Source organism: Sphingomonas sp. SORGH_AS_0950 (assembly GCF_030818415.1).
GTDB lineage: Bacteria > Pseudomonadota > Alphaproteobacteria > Sphingomonadales > Sphingomonadaceae > Sphingomonas.
Genome location: NZ_JAUTAE010000001.1, coordinates 3,634,489 through 3,655,798 on the forward strand (window position 1 = coordinate 3,634,489; position 21,310 = coordinate 3,655,798).

The window sequence follows — 21,310 nt, forward strand, 5'->3', positions numbered from 1 at the left end:
GTTCGCCCGATACAACTGTGTATCGTCGCAACGATGGAAGGTAGGATGGTTTCCGGTCCGGCACGTCGCCACCCGCTCAGATTCTGGGCTGGGCTGGCCTCGCGCGACTGGGCGGCGGTGGCGGTCGCGCTGATTGCCGTGACCCTACCCGACGTCATGCCGGTAATGGTCGCCGCGCTGCAGCGGCAGTTCGAGATCGGGCCGGAGGCAGCGGGAGCCGTCGTCTCGGCGAACATGGGCAGCATCCTGCTGGCGACGGCGTTCGCGCCGCTGCTGCTGGCACGGGCGGGCGAACGCACGCTGCTCCATGTCGGCTTGGCGGTGATGGTCGCGGGCAACATCGTGACGATCTTCGTCGTCGACTATGCGGTGCTGATCGGCGTGCGCGCGGTGTCGGGGCTGGGGGAGGGACTGGCCTGCGCCGTCGCCTATGGCCTGATGGCACGTTCTGCGCGACCCGGGGTGTCGGTCAGCCTCTATGCCGCTGGGCAGAATGTGATCGCGGCGGGCGGCATGGCGTTGTTGACGCTGATGATCGCGGCGCATGGTCCGGCGATCTTCTATATCGCGGTCTCGGTCGTGGCACTGCCCGCACTAATGCTGGTGCCGATCGCGACGCGCGACGCTCCGCCCCGGGCGATCGCCGACTTGCGCCGACCAGTGCCGATGGCGGGAATCAAGCCGCTGGTCGCGATCTTCCTCGTATTCACTGGCATGGGCCTGAGCTGGACCTTCCTCGAACGGATCGGCAGTGCGCACGCGTTGACGACGGCGGGCATTGCGACGTTGCTGTCGCTGGCAGCGTCGGCGGGGATGGTCGGACCGCTGCTGGCGGCGCTGGTCGCCGACGGCCTGCGCTTTCGTCCGGTGCTGCTGGCGGTGGCGGTAGCGATGATATTGGCTGCGATCGGGCTGGGGATCGGCGGCACCCCGCTGGTAACGATCGGTGCGGCCTGCCTGCTGCGCTTCATTTGGGCGTTCGTCTATCCGTTTCTCTTCCGGCTAATGGCCGAGCGCGAGCCGAGCGGCCGCGCCGCGACCGTCACTCCACTGGCGACGGCAGCGGCCTCGACGATCGCGCCGCTGCTGGGCGGGGCGCTGCTCGAAAGGATAGGGCTCGCCGCGCTGCTCTGCGGATCGGCGGCGCTGGCGCTGGCCGGGCTGCTGCTGGCGCTGGGGATTGCACCGCAACTTCGAAGGTCTTTCGCATGACCGATGCCCCCTGGTCGTACGACCTCCCCTGGCCCATTGACCTGCCGCCGTTCGATCCGTTCGACTTGGCGATCCAGGCCGATCCGTTCCGCCACTATGCATGGCTGCGGACCAACGCCCCCATAGTGCGCGCCGGGCGCCCCGATGCGCCGATCTATTTCGTCAGCCGTTACGACGACGTCCTTGCCGGGTTGAAGGATGCGGCGACGTTCGTCTCCACGCCGCCGGGCGGCGCGATCATTCCCGGCCTGCTGCTGATGCTCGATCCGCCGCTGCACGGGCCGATGCGACAGACGATCGGCCGAGCATTCGGTCCGCGCGCGGTGAACACGATCGAGGACCGGGTGCGGACGTTAGTAGCGACGCACTGGGACCGGTTCCTCGTTAGCGGTGGCGGAGATGCGGCGGCGGGTTTCGCGACGCCTCTGACCATGGGTGTCATCGCGACCGTGCTGGGCATCACCATCGACGATGCCGCGCAGATGCGCGACTGGACCAACTCCGCCGTCGATTTCATCGCCACGCGCATCCGGGGCGTCGTCAATCCCCATGCCAGCGTCGACAGCTATGCCGCCATGCGCGCGTTCATGGCCGATGCGATGGACCGTGCCGCCGGCGATCGCGCCGCCGGGCGCGGTCGAGATACGGTGATCGATGCGCTGGCCGTGTTGCGCGACGAAAGGGCGCTGACTCCCGATGAGGCTAACGGTTTCGCCTGTCTGTTGTTCATGGCGGGCCATGAGACGACAACGCTATTGTCGGTAAATTGCATCGACCAGTTGGCGCGCGATCCGGCGGCGCTGTGGTGGTTGCGGGCAGGGGGCAGTCCGGCAGCCTTCGTCGACGAGATGTTGCGCCATCGCCCCTCGGTCCACCGCGTCACTCGCTATGCCGCGCGGGCGACGATGATCGCGGGGCATGCCGTGCCGGCGGGTGCGCCGGTCCGATTTTTGATCGCATCGGCCAACCGCGACATGACGCGTTTTGCCGATCCCGAACGCTTCGACCCGGACCGGCGCGGATCACCGCATGCCGGGTTCGGGTTCGGCATGCATATCTGCATGGGGTCGTGGCTCGCGCGCCTCGAATTGCGGCTGATGCTGGAGCATATCGCGGCCACCACCGGATCGATCGTGGCAAGCGGCGAACGAATCCCGGTGACTGGCGGGGCGTTCGCGACGAGCGGCTTGACCCGGCTAGACCTGTCGGTCAGTCCGCGGTCGGTATGATCCGGCCCAGCGGCCCGGTCAGTGCCTTGATATAGAGCGGAGTAAGTTCGCTGCGGCGGACATCGTCGCGTTGCGCATCCAGCGCGTAATAGCCGACCTGATGATAATAGGTGATACGTGCCCGCACCAGCGCTTCGTCCGCGCCATAGCCATAGTCGAGGAACAGCCCGCACAGCGCACCGATCCGCTGGTCGTCCACCGCATGGACGACGGCGCGCACCGCTGCATCACCCCGCGCCCATTCGCGTACTGCCGCGTCATAGGCCGAGCTGAACCCCTGTTCGTCAACCCAAAGCCGGGCGAGACGCGCGAACCGCGTGTCGGGATCGTCCGGCCCGTCGAGCGCCGCCAGCATCGGTGCGGTATTGGTCTCGCGCCAGTCATCGAGTAACGCCGCGAGCAATTCCGCATGGCTGCTGAACCGCCAGTAGAACCCGCCACGCGTCACCCCACATTCGCGGGCGAGCCGATCGATCTTGACGGCGTGAATCCCGTCACGGATCAACATCGCCCGCGCCGACTCTAGCCATGCGCGCGTAGACAATTTGGCAGCGGGGGTGATTGTATCGGGCATGACTTTCTCCAACCCGTTTTTCCGAACTTTCTCAAGTTTCTCGTGAGGCGGTCTCTATTGCCTCCTTCGCAACCGACCGCGTCGGGGGCCTGCCGAAGATTCAATGGCGAGTGATCAATGACTGATAGTGGACGTGTCGGCATGCGCCGTCGTTGCGGTTCAACCTATCAAGGACAATTCCGTTGGCCGGGGGGTGGTCACCAGGATGAGCAGCCCCCACCGGGTGGTCCGGGTTGATTGTTAGAGCAAATTCCGATCAGTCTGCATCGTAACCGGCAGCGGCGAAGTAGTTGGCGCACTCGGCATGCGTGAACGTGTCGATGGCGGCACCGATGGCGCGGTACAGGTCGTCGCGGGTGCGGGCGGCGGCTTTGCGCAGGAGCGCCTTGAGCTTGGCGAAGGCGTTTTCGATCGGGTTGAAGTCGGGCGAGTAAGGCGGAAGGAAAAGCAGCCGGGCACCCCTTGCCTCGATCGCCATGCGTGCCACGACGCTCTTGTGGGCGGGCAGGTTGTCGAGGATCACCACGTCGCCGGGCTTCAGCGTCGGGGCGAGTGCGCGGGCGCCCCAGGCTGCGAACCATGCCCCCGTCATGGGTCCGTCGATGACGAGCGGCGCGGTCATGCCCGAGAGCCGCAAGCCTCCGACGAACGTTGTCGTCTTCCAGTGACCGTGCGGCACGGCCATGCGCAGCCGTTGCCCGCGCGGCGCGCGTCCGTAGCGGCGCGCCATCTTCGTGCTGGCACCGGTTTCGTCGACGAAGACCAGCGTTTGCGGATCGAGGTCGAGCTGGCCATCGAACCAGGCCTCGCGCGCGCTCAGGACGTCGGGGCGGTCCTGCTCCTGTGCATGGCCGGTCTTTTTTTGCGCGTGTGCCCGTGGCGCGCGAAGAAGCGCCACAGCGTCGATACCGCCACCGCAACCCCCTCAGCGGCCAGTGCCGCGCGCAACTCAGCAAGCGTGATGTCGGGAGCCGCCTCGTACAGCGCCCAGATGCGCGCCGCCTTGGCCTCCGTTGCGACCGAGCGCATGTCACCTCCCTGCGGCTTGGCCACGGGCTTCCCCTGATCGCGCTGAAGCGCCGCCCACCGCACCGCACTGGCCGCGCTCACCCCGAACCGTGCTGCTGCCGCCCGGCGTGACATGCCTCCCAAAATCGCACCAACCACCCGCTCGCGCAGGTCCATCGACAATGGCTTGCCCATCTGACCGGCCTCCCGTCACCGGTGACGATCATGAATCAGACTTCAAGCCGCTTGGGAATCCCTACTCGATTCACGACGCTCGGAATTTGCTCTAGTTGCCTGCTCGTTCAAGGAGATCGTTTAGCTGTTCCAGCTTGGTAAGTGGCATGTGCCGCATCGCCTTGCCGGTCCCCCGAAGCTTGGCGAGAGGGTCTGCCAGTTCGGCACCTCGATAGAAGGCGAGGTTCACATGGTCCTTGTAGGGGAGGGCGCAGGCATAAGCCTCGCTCATCTTCTTGGGACCCCAGCCCCAACTCACAGCCCGATCGCCTGGCCGTGCCACCTCGACAAGATCGGGATGCAGCTCGAAGGCCAAGGCCCGTAACGCGCGCAGCAGCGTTTCATGCTGGGGTTCCAGCGATACGACCTGTTCGAACGTGCCGATTGCTTCTCCCATGCGGAAGAAATGCCAAGCTCTTACCGCGCCTGCAATCGGTCTCGTTCTTCCTCTCGAAATCGATCAAGTTTCGAGAATGCTCGGACTACGGCCTTCATCGATTTCAAGCTCTCTCCCATGGTGGGATCGGTGTGAACGCGGCGATTAGGGCATTGGCCACGAACCGGACTTTGTGCGAACGCTCGCGCGTCCGGTGCCAAAGGATCGATATGGCCGCTTCCTCATTTGGCGTCGAAATCGGCAAGGCTTCGAGGTGACCGCATCGCAGGTCGTCGGCCGCCAGCCAGGTCGACAGATAGGCAAGGCCCAACCCGCTCACGACGGCATCCCGTAGCGCCTCGCCGTGGCTGATGACATGACGAGGCTCGATGGCGAGAGCGCGCGCGGCGCCATCGTCGCCGATTACCGTCCAGGGGAGCGGGCGGCCATCACGTGCGAAGGCGAGACAATCGTGCTTCGTCAGATCGTCAACGGTCCCAGGCCGGCCGTGGCGTTCGAGATAGGTCGGGCTCGCGCAGATGACGGAACGCTGCCAGGCGACCCGCCGCCCGGTGAGGCTGCTCTGATCGCCAGGATGGCCAAGGCGCACGACCAGATCGATCCCCTCTTCGGCCAGGTCCACCCGCCGGTCGGCGAACGTCACGTCTAGACGTAGCGCCGGATGCCGGGCTGCCAACGCGGTGAGGATCGGCATGCAGTACAGTCGGCCGAACGAGATCGGAAGGTTGATCCGGATCGTCCCGGAGAGATTGTCCCGTCCCAAACCCAGGCGCGCCTCGGCGGTGCCGAGTTCCTCAAGGATCGCTACGCAACTTTGGTAATAGTCCTGTCCGTCAGCCGTGAGGCTGAGGCTGCGCGTGGTGCGGTTCAAAAGCCGCACCCCGAGCCGGCTTTCGAGACGCGCGACACCTTTGCCGGTCGCGGACTTCGAGAGGCCCATCCGTGCCGCGGCGGCCGTGAAGCTGCCGGTCTCAACTGTGTGGACGAAGGCGGCGATGCCTTGGAGCTGCGAGAGGATGGTCATGACATTGGCGATTAAAGAGAGGAAGTGAGCGGGCAATATGTCGCGATACAATCCCATCAATCGCCAATATCGTCCATCCCCATCGGCAGACATGGGGTTGCAGTATGGTGATGAAGCAGTGGTAACTTCCTGCCTTTGGCCTGGCCAATCTCGAACTCGCCGAGGTCGCGCTCCCGGAACCGGCGAACCGCGAGCTGCTGGTCCGCGTATCGGCAGTATCGCTCAATTACCGGGACAAGCTGGTGGTGGAAGGCGAACTGCTGCCCGAAATGCCAGCCCTACCGTTCGTTCCCGTATCCGACATGGTAGGAGAGGTGATGGCGGTCGGCGCCAGCGTCACTCGCTTTGGGCCGGGCGATCGGGTCTGCGGCAATTTCTGGACGCAATGGATTGACGGCGAACCGCCGGCCGAGATGGCTCGCCACGGCCGCTCGCTCGGCGGTCCGTTACCGGGAATGCTGGCGCAGTACGTGGTCCTGCACGAAGACGTTGCGGTCGCGGCGCCCACGTCGCTGACGGATACAGAGGCAGCCACGCTGCCCGTCGCCGCGCTGACAGCGTGGTTCGCGTTGGTTGAGATGGGTGGCCTGCGGGCTGGTCAGACGGTGGTGGTTCAGGGAACTGGTGGCGTGGCGATCTTCGGCTTGCAGATCGCACAGGCGCTGGGGGCTCGCGTGATCGTCACGTCTCGGAATTCCGCTAAGCTAGCGCGCGCGCAGGCGCTCGGGGCCTGGGGATTGATCGATACTCACGAAACTCCGTCGTGGTCAGGTGTGGCACTCGATCTCACCGGCGGCCGGGGTGTCGATCACGTCTTGGAATTGATAGGTGGCGACAACATTCGCGAGTCCGCTGCCGCACTCGGCAGCGGAGGGCGTATCGCGCAGATCGGCTTTATGGGCGGCGCCGACATCATTCTTTCCGCTATACCGATGATGCTGAAACGCGCGACCATCCAAGGCATCACTGTCGGTCACCGCAGAGCTTTTGAGGACATGGTGCGGGCGATCGATCGCCACGAAGTTAAGCCGGTCATCGACCGGACCTATGGCTTCGATGATGCGGCCGCCGCGTTTCGACACTTGGATGCGGGGCCGTTCGGAAAGATCGTCATCAGCCTGAGAGGGTAGGTTTCAGGGTTCTTGGTTGGGAACGTTCAGGGAGACGGCTGAGGCATTCCTATCGGGATGGTATCAAGAGTAACCCTATCCGTCCCAGGTCACTGCCACCCTGCCGAGCGTCTCAAGGACTGTCTCGTCCGCCGGCCGCACATCCTCCGAGAAATTCGGGTTTTCGAAATAGCCGGTCACGATCAGGGGGCTACGACCTCCCGGAGGCATGAGCACCGCCAGATCGTTGGTCTTGTTGCCGACGCCGGGGCGCATGCCCGTGCCGGTCTTGTCGAGACCATGCCAACCAGCGGGCAGGCCCGCCCGGATGCGCTTCGATCCGCTCTGCGTCGCTGCCATCCAGCCACGCAGCCGGTCGCAGCTGGCTGGGCGCAACACATCGCCAAGGACGATCCGCCGCACCGTTTCGGCCATCGCCCTCGGCGTGGTACTGTTCTCCTGCGTGCCGGGCGGGATCACGTTGATGGCGGGTTCGTAACCGTCAAGCCGGCTCACGGCGTCCCCGATGTCGCGCCAGAACTGTGTGACCGCGTCGGGGCCTCCCAGGCGGCGCATGAGCACGTTCGCAGCGGCATTGTCGCTCGTAACCTGCACGGCTTCCGCCAGCGCTAGGATAGGGAGTGTCCCCTTATCCAGATTCTCCTCGACGACCGGCGAATAGGCGACGATGTCGGCACGGCTGAAGGGGAGCGTCTCCATCGGGTCGAGGCGCCCGGCATCGGCTTCGCGGAGCGCCATGGCGGCCAATGACAATTTGAACGTCGAGCAGTGACAGAAGCGTTCGTCGGCGCGCCAGCCAAAGCTGCGTCCGCTGCCGGTGTCGAAAATGAAGGCGCCCAGCCTGCCGCCCGATGTCCGCTCGATCGCACGAAGACGCGCGGTCGGATTGCGCATACGCGTCCCTGCATCAACGCGGTCGGCTAGGACCAGGCTCGCGCCAATCGCCAGCATCACATCGCGGCGATTCATCATGCAACTATCGTCATTTTACCGACCACGCCACTGATACGATCCGCCATCCGCTGTTGGTATTGACGAGAAGCCAATGCTCCATGCCGGTGTTCAGGACCACGCCGTCGATCCTGAACGCATAGTCGAACGACATTGCCGCCGATTCACCATCCCCTGCGATACGGATGTCGTTGAAATCCTCATCCGCGTTACCCTTTCGGGCAACGATGCTGTCGATGAACGCGACCGGATTGTTCCCTGGATCATAGACCGCCTTGATACCCTTACTCGAAGCGTCCTTTGCCAAGGCCTTCATACTCATGACCTCCTGCCAGTTGGTGGCAGCCGGATTAAGGAAGAGTGACAGGAACTCCGCTTTGTCCCGGTGGCGGATCGCATGCTGAAACCTGACCGCTACAGCCCGAACATTCCTGTCCGTGCGGTCGGGGGTCTGGGCGGAAACGGGGCCGGCAACGGCGATCAGCAGGGCGGCTGTAAGGCGTAAAGTCACGGGCGATGTCGTCCTCTGGCGCGATACTGATCTGTTCGGCTCATCTCCGTTACGGGACTAGGCGATCCCGCAAGCGCCCCCCAATCTATCGACGCGGGGATACGTTTTCCACGACCGCCTGGAATATCTGCGACCGATCCGGCCCCTCGGCGATATGTAGCACGACCCAGCTATCGGCACGTCGGGCGATCAGCACCCGTATCCCGTCGTTGAACAGGCCGTCCGCAAGCCCGACCGGCGCGACCTTGCCGGAATTCAGGATCAGCGCGCCCATGTCGCGCCCGCAGGACGGGCCGACGCACGAATAGGCGATCGAGAACCCGGCTTTTTTCAACATCTCGCCGTAATAGCGTTCGATCTGCAACGGAGCGGTGGCGGGTTTCACTCGATAGTCGATATGGGTGATCTTGCCTTCCAGCACCTTTCTGTTCGCCTGCGCCTCGACGTTGGCGATAGGGCCGGTCGGTATGACAATTTCGTCCAGCGAGGGCGCGCGATAGCCGTCGATGACAGACTGCGGGTAGCGCGGGAGATCGGGGTAATCCTGACCGTCGCTGTCCTGTGCCAGCAGCGGACTGCTCAGGGCCAGCGATCCGAAAGCCGCAATGCGCCAATATCCGCTCATCGGTCGCTCTCCCTTCACAGTAAGGCACTACTGTATTGTCCAGATAGACCACAGACAAGGCGCACTAGTGGATCAACCAGATTCTAGATTTGGAACGGCCTGCAAGACGGCCGGGGCATTCCCGTTGGGATCGTATTCTGGGAATGATCTGACGTTCCTCAAACATGCGCATCCGGTGTGGCACGACAAACACGCTGAGTAGCCGTATGAGGACCATCTATCCATTTCATCGACCTATCAGCGGATTGTAAGCCATCTGGCTACAAAACAGACACGAGAGCCATGGTGCACCTGCTGGAGCGGAAAGACTGTCATCAATGCTTGCTAAGGTCACTCGCACACCAAATTGCTGCATGAAGGCTTCGTCATGATATGTATGCACCGTCTTGCGATCGCCACTATATCCCTGTTGCCGTTGGCTGCGTCGGGCGGACCACCCCACCCGGGGACGGTTAAATTGTTCAAAGATTGGGCGGTTGGCTGCGATAATGGCCTGACGTGCACCATGGCGTCGCTGGTCCCGGGCGTTCCGGAAAATTCATGGCCCCCGGTGACGGTTAATTTGATCCGGGCACCTGGTGCGGCTGGTCGCTTTCGAATGGATGTCGAGGGATTGAACGAACGGTCGCCCAGCATCGTGGTCGATGGGCGCGACTATGGAACCGACGCTGAAGTCATCGCCGCTGCAATGGCCCACGGTATGGCAGCGGAGGTCAAGGGAACGGGCAGGACCTTTTCTCTGGCCGGCGCATCGGCCGCGCTACGCTATATCGATGCGATGCAGGGACGTAGCGGCACCGTGACGGCTATCGTCGCCAAAGGATCAGGAAGCGCAAGCTCGGTTCCGACTGCACCTGCCGTACCGATGCTCAGCGCCCGGACACTGGTTCCTATCCCGTCGAAACTGGATACGAGCATGTTGGCGGCAATGCGCAAGCTTGGTGATTGTGAGCAACCGTCTGATGACTTGTCGCTGCCGCCCAGCGTGGCAAAAGCGGGCGAAGGCCAGCGCGTCGTTCTCCTTCCGTGCCATAGTGCGCCCTATAATGTCGGCATCGCCATTTTCGTCCTTGAAGGCGGTAAAATCAGACCTGCGCCGTTCGACGCTCCGGTCGGCTTTGAAGATCCCGGCGATGCCACCGCGAACAATATCCACGAAATCGTTGGTGGCGGCATCAGGGACAACAGGGTGATGAGCTTCACCAAGGGGCGCGGTCTTGGCGACTGCGGCGTGCAACAGGCGTTCGCCTGGGACGGACTGAGCATGCGCCTTGCCCGGCAATTTGAGATGCCCGATTGCCGAGGTAACGTCGGCTTCATTCAAACCTGGCGGGCAGAGGTTCGGTCGTAAACGCGCGTCTGTCTGGCGCCCTCGACACCCGGGAAAAGTGGCTTCCGATACAAGTGCCAAGAAATGCACATCGATGTGAAGGAGCTGGGGTATCGGAAATGCGGTTTAAGGCGTCTTGCCATCGAACGTTTCGGTCAGGGCCTGTTGAAGGCCATCGGCGGCTGAGGTCCAGCGTAAGCGTCCGGTGACGGCGTCACATCAAGCGGGACGGTAGTTCCACGGCAGCAGTTCAGCGACCCGGCGGGCCGGATGGTCTGCGATGCGGCTGATGGTGTCGGCCAGCCAGGCCTCGGGGTTGACGCCGTTGAGCCTGGCGGTTTCCACGAGGCTGTAGATGCTGGCGGCGCGGTGCCCGCCTTGGTCGGAGCCCGCGAACAGCCAGTTTTTGCGACCGACGGCAATGCCGCGCAGTGAACGCTCGGCGGCATTGTTGTCGATCTCGAGGCGGCCGTCGTCGGCATAGCGGGTCAGCGCCGTCCAGCGGGTGAGCGCATAGCGGATGGCGACCGCGAGGTCTGAGCGGCGGGACAGCTTTGGTCCGGTCGCGTCGAGCCACTGGCGGAACGCATCGAGCATTGGTCCGGTTCTGGCTTGGCGCACATGTCGTCGCTCGTCCGGGGGCCGACCGCGCACGTCCTGCTCGACGGCATAGAACCCGGCGATATGGTCCAGTGCCTCGCGGGTCGTGGTAGAGCCGGTTGCGGCATGGATGTCGAAGAACTTGCGCCTGACGTGCGCCCAGCAGGCCACCTCGCGGATGCGATCTCCATAGAGGCGGTCAAACCCGGCATAGCCATCGGCGTGCAGATCGCCCCGGAATGTCCGCAAGTGCCCGGCGGGGCGTTCGCCCTTGCGGTCGGGCGCGTAGCGGAACAGCACGGCGGGCGGGGCCTCGCCGCCAGCCCCGCGCTCGTCACGCACATAGGTCCACAGCCTGCCCGTCCTGGTGCGACCGGCACCGGGGGCCAGCACCGGTACGGGCGTGTCGTCGGCGTGAAGGGTAGAGCCTCCCATGACGTGGCGCTCGAGCGCGTCGACCAGCGGATCGAGGAGCGCGGCCGAGCGCCCGACCCAGTCAGCGAGCGTGGAGCGGGCAAGGTCGATGCCCTGGCGCGTGTAGATGCCCGACTGGCGGTAGAGCGGCAGATGGTCAGCATATTTGGACACCAGCACATGTGCGAGCAGCCCCGCGCCGGGCCTGCCCAGCTCGATAGGCATGGACGGCAACGGCGCCTGCACGATGCGCTCGCATGACCGACAGCTCAGCCGCGGCCGGACGTGGCGCACGACCCGGAACGAGGCAGGCACATAGTCGAGCTGCTCGGTGACGTCCTCGCCCATGCGCCGCATGGCACCACCGCAGTCGGGGCAGACGCACGGTGCCTCATGTACGACGTCCGTGCGGGGCAGATGGTCGGGCAGTGGCTGTCGATACGGCTTGGCGGCCTCCCGTGTCCGGGTAGTCGCCGGCATCGCCGCAATGGCGGCTTCCGCCTCACGCTCTTCCAGCCCGAGTTCCAACTGGTCTGCCTGATGCGTCAGTTTCTCCGAGGAGCGGCCAAAGGCCATGCGCCGCAGCCGCGCGACCTGCATCCGCAACTGCTCCAGCTCGGCGCCGGCAGCAATGAGCATGGCCTTCAGGAGGGCGATATCGTCGGGCAGCGAGGCGGCATCGGGCGACACGCCTGCTTATACCAGAACAGTCGTGCCGATACACGCGAAAGCCGCAGGAAACCGTGCTTTTTACCAAGCCAAAGTTGGCTGCGAGGACCGGATCGGATGCCGCCAGTCCACCCCTTCGAGCAGCATCGACAGCTGCGCCGGAGTCAGCACCGCGACGCCGTCCGCGGTCGCCGGCCAGGTGAACCGGCCCCGCTCCAGGCGCTTGGCATGGAGCACGAGACCCTGGCCATCCCACCACAACAGCTTGACCAGATCACCGCGCCTGCCCCGGAAGGCGTACACCGCACCGCCAAACGGATCCTGGCGCAGCCGCTGCTGTACCAGCGCGGCCAGCCCGTCGAACCCCTTGCGCATATCCGTGACCCCGGCCGCCAGATACACCCGGACGCCGCTCGGCGGCCCGATCAAGCGAACCCGGCCAGCACGGCCTTCAGCACCCGCGCGTCGATGGGAGGTGCCAGGCGGATGCGCTGCCCGGTCGGACCGACCACTTCCACCATACCCGGTCCGAGCGGCTCCGGCTGCGGCACCATGGGCGCGCCCGCCACCTCGACGGGCACGAACGCCGCACCAGGCAACGGCAACACTTCGCTTGCCACCCCGTCGCGCAGCAGCGTGCGTCGCCAGCGGTACACCAGCGACGTACAAACCCGGTGACGCCGCGCCACGTCCAGCACGCTCGCTCCCGGCATCATCGCCTCCGACACGATCCGCGCTTTGTCATCGTCGCTGAACCGTCGCCGCGGCTCTGCCCCAACCATCTCGATAATTCGCGTCGCCATGATGCCGCACCGGTGTCTGCCACAGTGCCGCACCTGTGGCTTGCGCATCACCTCGTCAGCAAGGCGGAGAAGACCGGACGCTTACGGTCCAGCATTCATACATGGCCGGTGCTGCTATGCGGCGCTCGCCGGCTTCGAGACTAAGGCGGGGCACGCTGGCGTTCGATACTATGCCCGGAAAACCCTTTCCATCCGCCTTGACGCAGCTTTCATTCGCCACGCCGGCGTCCATCGCAATGCCGAACAACGCTCTTACCTTATGCAAAGCCTCACCCGCCAATGTACCATGGCGCGGATCGGGCCGAACTTCGCCTTTCGGCCATTTTGCCGCAGTCGGCCTAATGACATAGCGACCAGTTTCCAGATCCAAAACAAGACGCATTGAGGGATGCCATTCCGACAATTCGATATCTGTCATGATGATCCCGCCACCCGGATTTGGTGCTACGAAGCCAGCCGTTACGGCAGCGAGGTAAAGCAACATCGTCATTACCACTTCTCCAGATGATCGACGCTAGAGTTTGGTGAAAGTGAAAAGGTTCATGGCGCGGTGGATCGAGCACCACCTAGGATCGCCTTGCTTGCAATGCAAAGATTGCCTTGCAACGTTGTGCCTGGCGCCTCCGCGGATATGCAACCGGACTCGGCGCACTGATCCCATAGCCACGGTTCGAATAGCCTAGACCACTCAGCGGCATCGTTCCCGACCCGGAACGGCCCACGAGACGGCCGGGGCATTCCCATTGGGATCGAATTATGGGAAAGCGGGAATGCGGCTTGTTTCTGCGCCTTTGCCGTCTAGTCGGCAGAGCCGATCCGGCAGCATCAGGCGTGGTGGGTCAGCGAAGCGGCCGGAAGAAAGCGCGTATCTCCTCCGCGAGGGCTGCCGGTTGCTCGAGCGCCGCAAAATGCCCGCCCTTGGGCATCGTGCTCCAGCGCTGAACATCAAACACCCGCTCGACCCAGCTGCGTGGAGGCATCGGCAGCTCTCGCGGGAAGACAGCCACGCCGAGCGGCACCAGCACCTTTTCGCCGGAAGCGAACGCCAGCGGGTTGAACCGGTTTTCTTTATACAGCCGCAGCGATGCGTCGATCGTACCGGAGAACCAGTACAGGGCGATGTTGGTGATGATCGTCTCCAGCGGGATCACGCTGTCGAGATCGCCGTCGTGGTCGCTCCAGGCATCGAACTTCTCGATCATCCATGCGGCAAGCCCGATCGGGCTGTCCGACAGCGCATAAGCCAGTGTCTGCGGTTTGGTGCCGTGCAGCGCCGCATAGGCACCATTCTCGGCTGCAAACATCCTTGCCCGATCAAGGAAAGCCTGCTCGTCCGAAGTGATGGGTTCGACCGCTTCATCGATACAGGGTGCAAAGCTGCTAGGGATGTAATTCACGTGAACGCCGGTCAATGCCTCAGGTCGCTGCCGTGCAAGCCACAGGGACACGCCTGCGCCAATGTCGCCACCCTGCGCTCCATAGCGATCATAGCCCAACTCAGCCATCAGGTTCGCCCACATGCCGGCGATGGTCCTAGCGCTCACGCCGGACGACTGCGGCGCCTGACTCAAACCGTATCCCGGCAGGGAGGGCACCACCACGTCAAACGCGTCCGTCGCGTGCCCCCCATGCGCCGCCGGGTCGGTGAGGAGCGGCAGGATACGCTCCATCTCGACGAACGATCCTGGCCATCCGTGAGTCATCACGAGCGGGATGGGTGCGGGGCCAACGCCGCGCTGATGGACATAATGAATGTTCAGCCCGTCGATGCGGGAGATGAAATGCGGAAGCCGGTTGAGCCGTGCTTCTGTGGCGCGCCAATCAAAGCCATCGGCCCACCGATCCGCCAATCGCCGTACCAGCCGTAGACTGGCGCCGTCCTCGCCGCTGTCGGGATCGATGGGGTCGAGCAGGCGCGCTGCAATCACGCGGCGCCGCAAATCGCTCAGCGCCTCATCCGTGATCGCGATCCTGTGCTCCCGTGCCGCCACTGTCATTCCTCTTCATCTCGGATCGGACATCTAAGTAGAGGTTCCGACCCACTAGGCAGCCGGTTTAGCATCTCCTTTGCCAAACAAGGCAACACCCTGGGTTTCTCGGAAACGAGCGGCAATCGAGACGGCCGGGGTTTTCTCATTGGGATCCCAATCGGCAAGGGTTGCGACCGTTGCAGCAGGCTGGCTTAGCTGCCTGATGGGCAATGCCGATAAAAAGTCGATAAGCCAACCTGCAGCAATTTAGCGATTTTGGCAGGTTTGTCTCCTGCCGCCAGCAGCTTCCGCGCGGTATCGATCTTGTCGGCCGTCATAGTTGGCTTACGGCCTCCACCGGTGCCTCCCTTCGCCCGGGCTGCTGCCAACCCAGCGATCGTACGTTCCCTAATGAGCTCTCTCTCCATTTCGGCGACTGACGCGAGGATGTGAAAGAGCAGCCGTCCGGAAGGGGTGGCGGTATCGAAACCATCGGTTAGGGACCGAAAGTCGATCTTCCGATCGGAAAGACCCGCGGCAAGGTCGATAAGGCCCCGGATGGAACGACCAAGCCGGTCGAGTTTCCATATCACGAGCGTGTCTCCGGTGCGCAGGAATTGCAGAGCTTCCGTCAAACCCGGTCGATCAGTCTTCGCACCGCTCGCCTTATCGGCGAATATTCTCTCGCAACCGGCCCTGGCTAGCGCATCCGTCTGCAGTGCCAAATCCTGGTCGATGGTCGACACACGAGCATAGCCTATCAGCATCTTGATTGTCCGTTGACGTTCTCGAACCGCCGTGCGCTTCGGCCTAAATCGCCGACACCTCATGAGCGTCGACGCGCCGCAAGGTCACGAACACCAGCACTGCGGACGCGCAAGTTACGCCAGCGAGGACGTATAGGAGAACCGCGAAGCCGCTCGCATAACTCTCCTTCAGTGCCTCGGCCGATGCACCCAGCCGGATGGCCCGGCCAAGGTCGCCGGTAACCAGATGCTGGGCCAAAAGCGGCCGGACCTGAGCGGAGCCGATCGTAAGCCGATCGAGGTGCCAGCGCACCAGGGCCGCCAATCCCGCCGTTACGCTCGCCAGCGCGATGCCCTCACCCGCGACCCTGGTGGTGTTGAAGATACCCGTGGCCATGCCGGCACGTTCCGACGGCACGACCGCGACCGACAGGCCGTCCATCAATCCCCATGGCAATCCGGCCCCCATGCCGATCAGAAGCATCGCCGGCACCGGTGTCGCGCCGGACCCGGGACCGCACAGCGACAGCCAGAGCAGACCTGCGCTTGCTACTAGCAAACCGGCCGCCGATAAGCTCCCTGCCGAGTGCCGACGCGCCAGCCGTACCGCCAGCGTCGGCGCGACCAGCATTGGCGCCGACAAGCCGAGCATGCGCACCCCTGCGTGGGTTTCGGTCATGCCTTCGACACCGATGAACCGCAGCGGCAGCAGAACCAGCAGCACGACAAAGCAGTAGCAGGTCGCGATCGGCAGCAACTGCACCCCCAGGACGCGGGGATAGCGCAAAAGGTTAAGATCGAGCAGCGGCGCCGTGCTACGGCGCTCTACGCGAACGAAAAGTGCAAACCCGCCAATGGAGGCAAGGAGCAGCCCTGCCATTGGCATGCTGGTCCAACCCCAGACCGGTCCTTGAAGTATGAAAAGGGTGAGGCAGGAGAGCGCGATGGAGAAGGCCGCTGCGCCCAGCCAGTCCATCGCAGACGACTCCGCTGCACGAGTTTCGCGCAGCGACCCCGCCCCGAGCAGAAGCGCAAGGGCCGCCACGCCCGTCGGCGCGGCGAACACCGCACGCCACCCGAACGCCTCCATCAGTATGCCAGCGACCAGTGGCCCAAATGCCAGGCCGATGCCAAAGGTGGTGCCCAGCAGGCTGAATGCCCGCGCGCGTGCCGACCCGGTGACCTCTTGCGCCAAGGCCGCGGTTCCCCCCGCCAGGGCCCCAGCTGCACCGACGCCCTGCACGGCGCGCAGCAGATCAATCCAACCGAGTGTCGGCGCCAAGCTCAGCATAAAGGAGGCGACACCGAACAGACCGACGCCTGCGATGAACACCCGCTTGCGGCCCCAGCGATCGGCCAGCGTACCTGCAGTCATCAGCAGCCCACCGAACGTCAGCATGAAGGCGTTCGTGATCCAGGCGAGCCCCGGCAGGTCGCCGCCCAGCAAATGCCCGATCGCAGGCGTTGCCACCGCTCCGCCGGAAAAACTCATGGGCAGGATGAGGGCGGCTGTGCACACCGCAGCCAAAGCGGCACGGGGGCGGGTGACGGCAGGATTACGAGATGAGCTGGTCATATGCGGGATACCTCCGCGCACCGCCTTATCTCACGAACCCAGGGCGATAATCAGGTCAGTTGGACTTGGTCTATATCCTTTTCGGCTATAATCTGCTGACGTGGATCATCTGCTCGGCATCACCAGCTTTGTTCGAACGGCGGAACTGCAGAGCTTCGTCGGCGCAGCTCGTGCGCTCGGGCTCTCGCCATCCGCTGTCGGTAAGAACGTCGCCAAACTCGAAGCAGCACTTAATGTGCGCCTTCTGCATCGCACCACCCGTCGCGTCCGCCTCACCGATGAAGGCGCGCTGTTCCTGGAGCGCTGCCGCCGCATTCTGGATGATCTGCGCGAGGCGGAGATTGCCGTATCGGACGCGGGGGCGATACCGCGTGGCACCCTTCGGGTCAGCTTGCCCACGATTGGCTATCGGTTTCTCGTCCCGCACCTGCCCGCATTTTGCGCTGCCTATCCGCACATCGAGCTCGACCTGCATTGCAATGATCGACTGGTCGACCTGATCGAAGAAGGCATAGACGTGGCGATACGTGGCGGTGAACTGGCCGCGTCGTCGCTGATCGCGCGCAAGCTCGGCTCCTTTTCTTTCGTGCTGTGCGCGTCTCCTGCCTACATAAACACGTACGGCCAACCTCGCTCGGTCGATGCCTTGGCGACCTATGACGCCGTGCGCTTCCGCTATCCGGGCTCTGGGCAGTTACAGCCTTGGCCTCTCGAACTCGACCGACACCCGCGTACAGTCCTGGCATGCAGCAACATGGAGGGCGTACGCGCTGCGGCGATCAACGGTCTGGGCATCGCATATATGCCTGACTTCCTGGCGGCAGATGCCGTTCGGACTGGTGAGCTCTGCCACCTGCTGGAGGACAAGGTGCGCTCCGAAGGCCAATTCTCACTCGTATGGCCCTCCGGCCGCCTGGTATCATCGCGGCTGCGGGCCTTCATCGACTTTGCCACTGTCAACCTGTTCCAAGACCGTGTGGTAACTCAGTAGAATGGCATGAGCGTCAGGGTTGATGGACTAAGCCACCCATTCTCATAATGGCACCTTTTTGAGAAAGAGCTGGCTGTCTCGCTGACCGTTCGTTTGTGGAAAGCCTGGCGCGGTTCAGTGAAATGAGGACGCGGCGTCATACTCACCGGAGAGGGATGGAATGAGAGTCGGGCGCTAAGGAATTCTGCGCCGCTGCCGCACCTATGCCAGCGCGACGACGCTCTCTCACCGCTTAAGATAGGTCAAAGAGATTTATTGCTCTGTCGGTGCATTCGAGGCCGACCTATTTATTGCAACAAGGCGTCTAATTCATGGCGTTTGTATACACGCGCTCGATGGTTAATTCGTGCCCTTCGCCGGAAGCGCTGCGCGAGATCGTCACAAAGCGCAATCCATCCCCGCAGATTTAATCGGGGCATTCAACTTTATAAGTTTTCCGATTTCAAGAATGCGAGACATAGCAATGCAATCTTTCATTCGTTCATCTATCCTCTCCCTCTCCCTCTCCCTCTCCCTTGCTGTCTCACTGCTAACGCCAGCGATGGCGCAGGAGCCATCGGTGCCCTCCTTACCCGTGAACCAGCGAGTACCGGTGAAGGTTGTCGTCGTTGCAAATTTTGAGCCGGGGAAGGACACAGGTGACGTTCCCGGCGAATTCCAATTATGGGCCGAACGCGAACATCTGAATGAAGTCATCCCGTTGCCGGGTGCGACGCACCCCCTGCGACGAAATGCGCAGGGACTTTACGGCATGGTCTGGGGCGGTACCGGCACCCTATTCAGCGACAATGGCCAGCAGTTGATCGGCCTGTTGATGGACCCCCGTTTCGACTTCACCAAGACATATTGGCTGTTCACGTGTATTTCGGGTGTCGATCCTGCCGTTGCATCCGTAGGTAGCGCGGCATGGGCGCGCTGGGTGGTACAGGGCGATACGCTGCGCGAGTTCGACGATCGCGAAGTGCCGGAATCTTGGCCCTATGGACTTTTCGCGATTGGTGCGGACAGGCCCGATATGCTGCCGACCAATGGCAACAGTTTTGGCGGAAGCGACGACACATCTGGGCTGGGCATGGCGATCGAGTTGAACCAGGGCCTTGCACGCTGGGCATTTGAACGGACACGTTCAATCCAAATCCCCGATTCTCCCGCGCTTCGCGAGGCGCGCGCCGCATGGAAAGGATATCCCAACGCCCAGCGCCCGCCGTTTGTCCTAATGGGTGAAACGCTGGGGTCTCGCCGTTACTGGCATGGTCCGGGGCGCACCAAGTGGGCACGCGACTGGGTCAAGTTGTGGACGCAAAACAAGGGTGTTTTTGCCATGACCAATATGGAAAGCCAGACATTGGCTGGCGCCATCGAACTTGGTGGAAAACTCAAGCTGGTGGATCCGGCACGCGTCATGGTCCTGCGCACGGGCAGCAATCCGTCAATGCCGCCGCCCGGAACGTCGGCAATCGCCAGTGTCGGTGATGAAGGCCCAGGACAAATGGCGGCTTACGAAGCCAATTACCGCGTTGGCGTTCCTGTCGTCCACGAACTGCTCGCCCACTGGGACATCTATGCCAAAAATATACCGAGCGTCGATCCAAGCTCAAATGATCCGCAAAACTCCTCTCGGTAAGGCATGCCTAGATGTTTGATCCCGCAGTTTGTTGGGGCGATCCTTTCGTTGGCAGGGAAGGATGTCGCCTGGGACAGGTACGTCATGTGTGCGTCCCGACCACGCATGACGCCCGAGCTGGGGCGTTAAATAGATAGACCTATATACGCTAACGCCCCGTCACCGCGCCGTTAACGCGTCCCGATTGGGTTCCTTATGGGACCGCCGTGGCGGTCCCTCTGAACCTTCCCAATCGGAAAGCGGTTAACCCATGCGGCCGCGCCCTTGAGCGGGCGCGGCCTGCACTATCAGGATTGCGCTTGAAGCCGGCGCTTAACTGCTTCGTACTTTTCCGGCGTGGTGTCGCGCATCGCCGCGTCACGAGAAGACGGATTGTCGTCAAACGGGATGGGTTCGGGAAACTGACTTACCGTCAAATCCCACCGCGTGCCGTCAATGAGATTGTAGAAGTGCGTGCCGCCAACGGTCTTAGTAGTAAGAATGTCGCCCCCGAAATGATCCTGAACGATCAAAGCCGTAACGCTGCAATGGTTCTTCGCAGGGTTCTCGGCGGACCAGCTTTCAGGAGGACTCGCGGTTTCGGCGGACCAAGCCGCTCGGAGCTTCCGATATAGCTCGATCGGACTGTTGAAGAGCTTTGCCGGTGTATCGTTCATGTTGCATCCAATGGAGTTTAGGCTACCGACTCTCCCCTTAGACAAGGCGACGCAATAGTCCGCCGCCCAGCGGCCCATTTTTCGATCCCAATGGGAATGCCTGCGCCGTCTCGCTGGCCGTTCCCACTCGGGACGGCCGTAACCGTTCCAAGTGGGAACCTTCAGATCAAAGTGGCTTCAATGCCAACGTTGCAAGGAAGGTCGGCAGGTACTGGTCGATGACGAAGCGCGGGGCCGGTGCACGGGCCTCCGCAAATCCTGCGATCCTGAAACCTGCCTCGGTCTGGCCACCAATCTGATCGGTCAGGCTATGACCGTAGACCAGTGCTTCGCCACGCTCGACCTTTGCCTCTAGTTCGTTGACCTCCATGTCCTCGATATCTGCATAGGGCAGGGCGTATATCGGACGAATAAGCCCCTGCTCTCGCCATTGGGGATCGCGGTCGCCCACGAAGACGACCGGGTTGTAGAAGCTCGCCAGCAGCCGCCCGCCCTTGCGAAGGGTCCGGTAACATTCCCTCCAGACAGGCCGAATATCTGGCACGTAGAGATTGGAAATGGGATGGAAGATGATGTCGAACGACTCGTCCGGAAACACGGACAGGTCGCGCATGTCGCCCCGGATCGTGGACAAGGCTAGGCCCTCCCGTGCTGCCACCAAGCGGTCCTGCTCCAACTGCCCTTCGGACGCATCCAGGACGGTGACGGTTGCGCCCGCCGCAGCAAGAAGGGGGGCTTGTTGACCACCAGCGGACGCAAGGCAAAGCACGTCGCGGCCTGCCACCTGCCCCAGCCAATGGCCGGGCATATCGTCCGGTATCAATCGCACCGACCAATCGCCTCGACGGGCTGCTGCAATGGCCTGCGGAGACACCGGGCGGGACCATTCGCAATCCTGTGCTGCGAGCTTGTCCCAAGCCGCTTGATTATGCGCTACGATGCTATCCGGCGAGCGGTTTGAAAATGTCATAATGATACCTGTTGGATTGCTCGTTCTGACTCAGCCACCCGTGCAAGATTGGGGCGCGTTGGAACA

Annotated in this window: 21 protein-coding genes and 1 pseudogene; 6 read left to right on the forward strand and 16 right to left on the reverse strand. The window is 63.0% G+C overall.

Going from position 1 to position 21,310, the window contains the following annotated elements; translation table 11 throughout:
- The first annotated feature begins 45 nt into the window (after positions 1–45).
- The gene (locus QE385_RS16535; protein ID WP_307103695.1) at positions 46–1,212 is read left to right on the forward strand and encodes an MFS transporter; all 1,167 of its coding nucleotides are present in this window, start codon (positions 46–48) and stop codon (positions 1,210–1,212) included.
- Positions 1,209–2,441: a cytochrome P450 gene (locus tag QE385_RS16540; RefSeq protein WP_307103697.1), complete on the forward strand. Its 1,233-nt coding sequence runs from the start codon at positions 1,209–1,211 to the stop codon at positions 2,439–2,441. Before QE385_RS16535 ends, QE385_RS16540 begins: the two co-directional genes overlap by 4 nt.
- Here the strand turns inward: QE385_RS16540 and QE385_RS16545 are convergent.
- From QE385_RS16545 to QE385_RS16560, 4 genes are all read right to left on the reverse strand, one after another.
- Positions 2,422–3,015 (reverse strand): TetR/AcrR family transcriptional regulator, encoded by a 594-nt coding sequence (locus QE385_RS16545; protein WP_307103699.1) that lies wholly within the window; start codon positions 3,013–3,015, stop codon positions 2,422–2,424. The genes QE385_RS16540 and QE385_RS16545 overlap by 20 nt on opposite strands.
- A gap of 256 nt (positions 3,016–3,271) precedes the next feature.
- A protein-coding gene (locus QE385_RS16550; protein ID WP_307103701.1) for an IS630 family transposase occupies positions 3,272–4,218 on the reverse strand; the annotation gives its coding sequence in 2 pieces (ribosomal slippage) (positions 3,272–3,882 and positions 3,882–4,218; 948 coding nt in all).
- Positions 4,219–4,309: 91 nt separating this feature from the next.
- Positions 4,310–4,654: a DUF1801 domain-containing protein gene (locus QE385_RS16555; RefSeq protein WP_307103703.1), complete on the reverse strand. Its 345-nt coding sequence runs from the start codon at positions 4,652–4,654 to the stop codon at positions 4,310–4,312.
- A gap of 103 nt (positions 4,655–4,757) precedes the next feature.
- Entirely contained in the window at positions 4,758–5,678 is a 921-nt protein-coding gene (locus tag QE385_RS16560) for a LysR family transcriptional regulator (protein ID WP_307103704.1), read from the reverse strand.
- 197 nt (positions 5,679–5,875) lie between these two features.
- Between QE385_RS16560 and QE385_RS16565 the strand changes: the two genes are divergently transcribed.
- The gene (locus QE385_RS16565; protein ID WP_307104780.1) at positions 5,876–6,808 is read left to right on the forward strand and encodes an NAD(P)-dependent alcohol dehydrogenase; all 933 of its coding nucleotides are present in this window, start codon (positions 5,876–5,878) and stop codon (positions 6,806–6,808) included.
- 75 nt (positions 6,809–6,883) lie between these two features.
- Here QE385_RS16565 and bla read toward each other — a convergent pair whose 3' ends face one another.
- From bla to QE385_RS16580, 3 genes are all read right to left on the reverse strand, one after another.
- The gene (gene bla, locus QE385_RS16570; protein ID WP_307103707.1) at positions 6,884–7,780 is read right to left on the reverse strand and encodes a class A beta-lactamase; all 897 of its coding nucleotides are present in this window, start codon (positions 7,778–7,780) and stop codon (positions 6,884–6,886) included.
- A 10-nt stretch (positions 7,781–7,790) separates the two neighbouring features.
- Positions 7,791–8,270, reverse strand: coding sequence for a hypothetical protein (locus QE385_RS16575; protein ID WP_307103709.1), 480 nt, complete (start codon positions 8,268–8,270; stop codon positions 7,791–7,793).
- Between the two features lie 85 nt (positions 8,271–8,355).
- Positions 8,356–8,895, reverse strand: a complete 540-nt coding sequence (locus QE385_RS16580; protein WP_307103712.1) for a hypothetical protein — start codon at positions 8,893–8,895, stop codon at positions 8,356–8,358.
- Positions 8,896–9,271: 376 nt separating this feature from the next.
- On the opposite strand from QE385_RS16580, the gene QE385_RS16585 reads away from it, so the two are divergent.
- Positions 9,272–10,246, forward strand: a complete 975-nt coding sequence (locus QE385_RS16585) for a DUF1176 domain-containing protein (protein WP_307104782.1) — start codon at positions 9,272–9,274, stop codon at positions 10,244–10,246.
- A gap of 134 nt (positions 10,247–10,380) precedes the next feature.
- On the opposite strand, the pseudogene QE385_RS16590 reads toward QE385_RS16585, so the two are convergent.
- The 7 genes and pseudogenes from QE385_RS16590 to QE385_RS16620 all read right to left on the reverse strand — a co-directional run bounded on the left by QE385_RS16590 (position 10,381) and on the right by QE385_RS16620 (position 17,003).
- Positions 10,381–11,878 (reverse strand): annotated as a pseudogene (locus QE385_RS16590) (IS66 family transposase).
- A 111-nt stretch (positions 11,879–11,989) separates the two neighbouring features.
- The gene (gene tnpB, locus QE385_RS16595) at positions 11,990–12,337 is read right to left on the reverse strand and encodes an IS66 family insertion sequence element accessory protein TnpB (RefSeq protein WP_126053555.1); all 348 of its coding nucleotides are present in this window, start codon (positions 12,335–12,337) and stop codon (positions 11,990–11,992) included.
- Positions 12,334–12,711 carry a transposase gene (locus QE385_RS16600; RefSeq protein WP_272815911.1) on the reverse strand — a complete coding sequence of 126 codons (378 nt, stop codon included), beginning with the start codon at positions 12,709–12,711 and terminating at the stop codon, positions 12,334–12,336. The genes tnpB and QE385_RS16600 overlap by 4 nt, the downstream gene beginning before the upstream one ends.
- Before the next feature lie 55 nt (positions 12,712–12,766).
- On the reverse strand, positions 12,767–13,201 hold the full coding sequence (locus QE385_RS16605; protein ID WP_307103716.1) for a hypothetical protein: 435 nt from the start codon (positions 13,199–13,201) through the stop codon (positions 12,767–12,769).
- A 349-nt stretch (positions 13,202–13,550) separates the two neighbouring features.
- On the reverse strand, positions 13,551–14,708 hold the full coding sequence (locus QE385_RS16610) for an epoxide hydrolase family protein (protein WP_307103718.1): 1,158 nt from the start codon (positions 14,706–14,708) through the stop codon (positions 13,551–13,553).
- 185 nt (positions 14,709–14,893) lie between these two features.
- A complete protein-coding gene (locus tag QE385_RS16615) occupies positions 14,894–15,448 on the reverse strand; it encodes a recombinase family protein (RefSeq protein WP_307103719.1) in 555 nt (184 codons plus the stop codon).
- A 43-nt stretch (positions 15,449–15,491) separates the two neighbouring features.
- Positions 15,492–17,003: an MFS transporter gene (locus QE385_RS16620; RefSeq protein WP_307103721.1), complete on the reverse strand. Its 1,512-nt coding sequence runs from the start codon at positions 17,001–17,003 to the stop codon at positions 15,492–15,494.
- Between the two features lie 100 nt (positions 17,004–17,103).
- Here QE385_RS16620 and QE385_RS16625 point away from each other — a divergent pair, with 100 nt between their 5' ends.
- Together QE385_RS16625 and QE385_RS16630 are read left to right on the forward strand one after the other, a co-directional pair.
- Positions 17,104–17,994 carry a LysR substrate-binding domain-containing protein gene (locus QE385_RS16625; protein ID WP_307103723.1) on the forward strand — a complete coding sequence of 297 codons (891 nt, stop codon included), beginning with the start codon at positions 17,104–17,106 and terminating at the stop codon, positions 17,992–17,994.
- Between the two features lie 592 nt (positions 17,995–18,586).
- Positions 18,587–19,618: a purine nucleoside permease gene (locus QE385_RS16630; RefSeq protein WP_307103725.1), complete on the forward strand. Its 1,032-nt coding sequence runs from the start codon at positions 18,587–18,589 to the stop codon at positions 19,616–19,618.
- Between the two features lie 287 nt (positions 19,619–19,905).
- On the opposite strand, the gene QE385_RS16635 is transcribed toward QE385_RS16630, so the two are convergent.
- Together QE385_RS16635 and QE385_RS16640 are read right to left on the reverse strand one after the other, a co-directional pair.
- On the reverse strand, positions 19,906–20,274 hold the full coding sequence (locus tag QE385_RS16635; protein WP_307103727.1) for a hypothetical protein: 369 nt from the start codon (positions 20,272–20,274) through the stop codon (positions 19,906–19,908).
- A 166-nt stretch (positions 20,275–20,440) separates the two neighbouring features.
- A complete protein-coding gene (locus QE385_RS16640; protein WP_307103729.1) occupies positions 20,441–21,244 on the reverse strand; it encodes a class I SAM-dependent methyltransferase in 804 nt (267 codons plus the stop codon).
- Between the last annotated feature and the right edge of the window lie 66 nt (positions 21,245–21,310).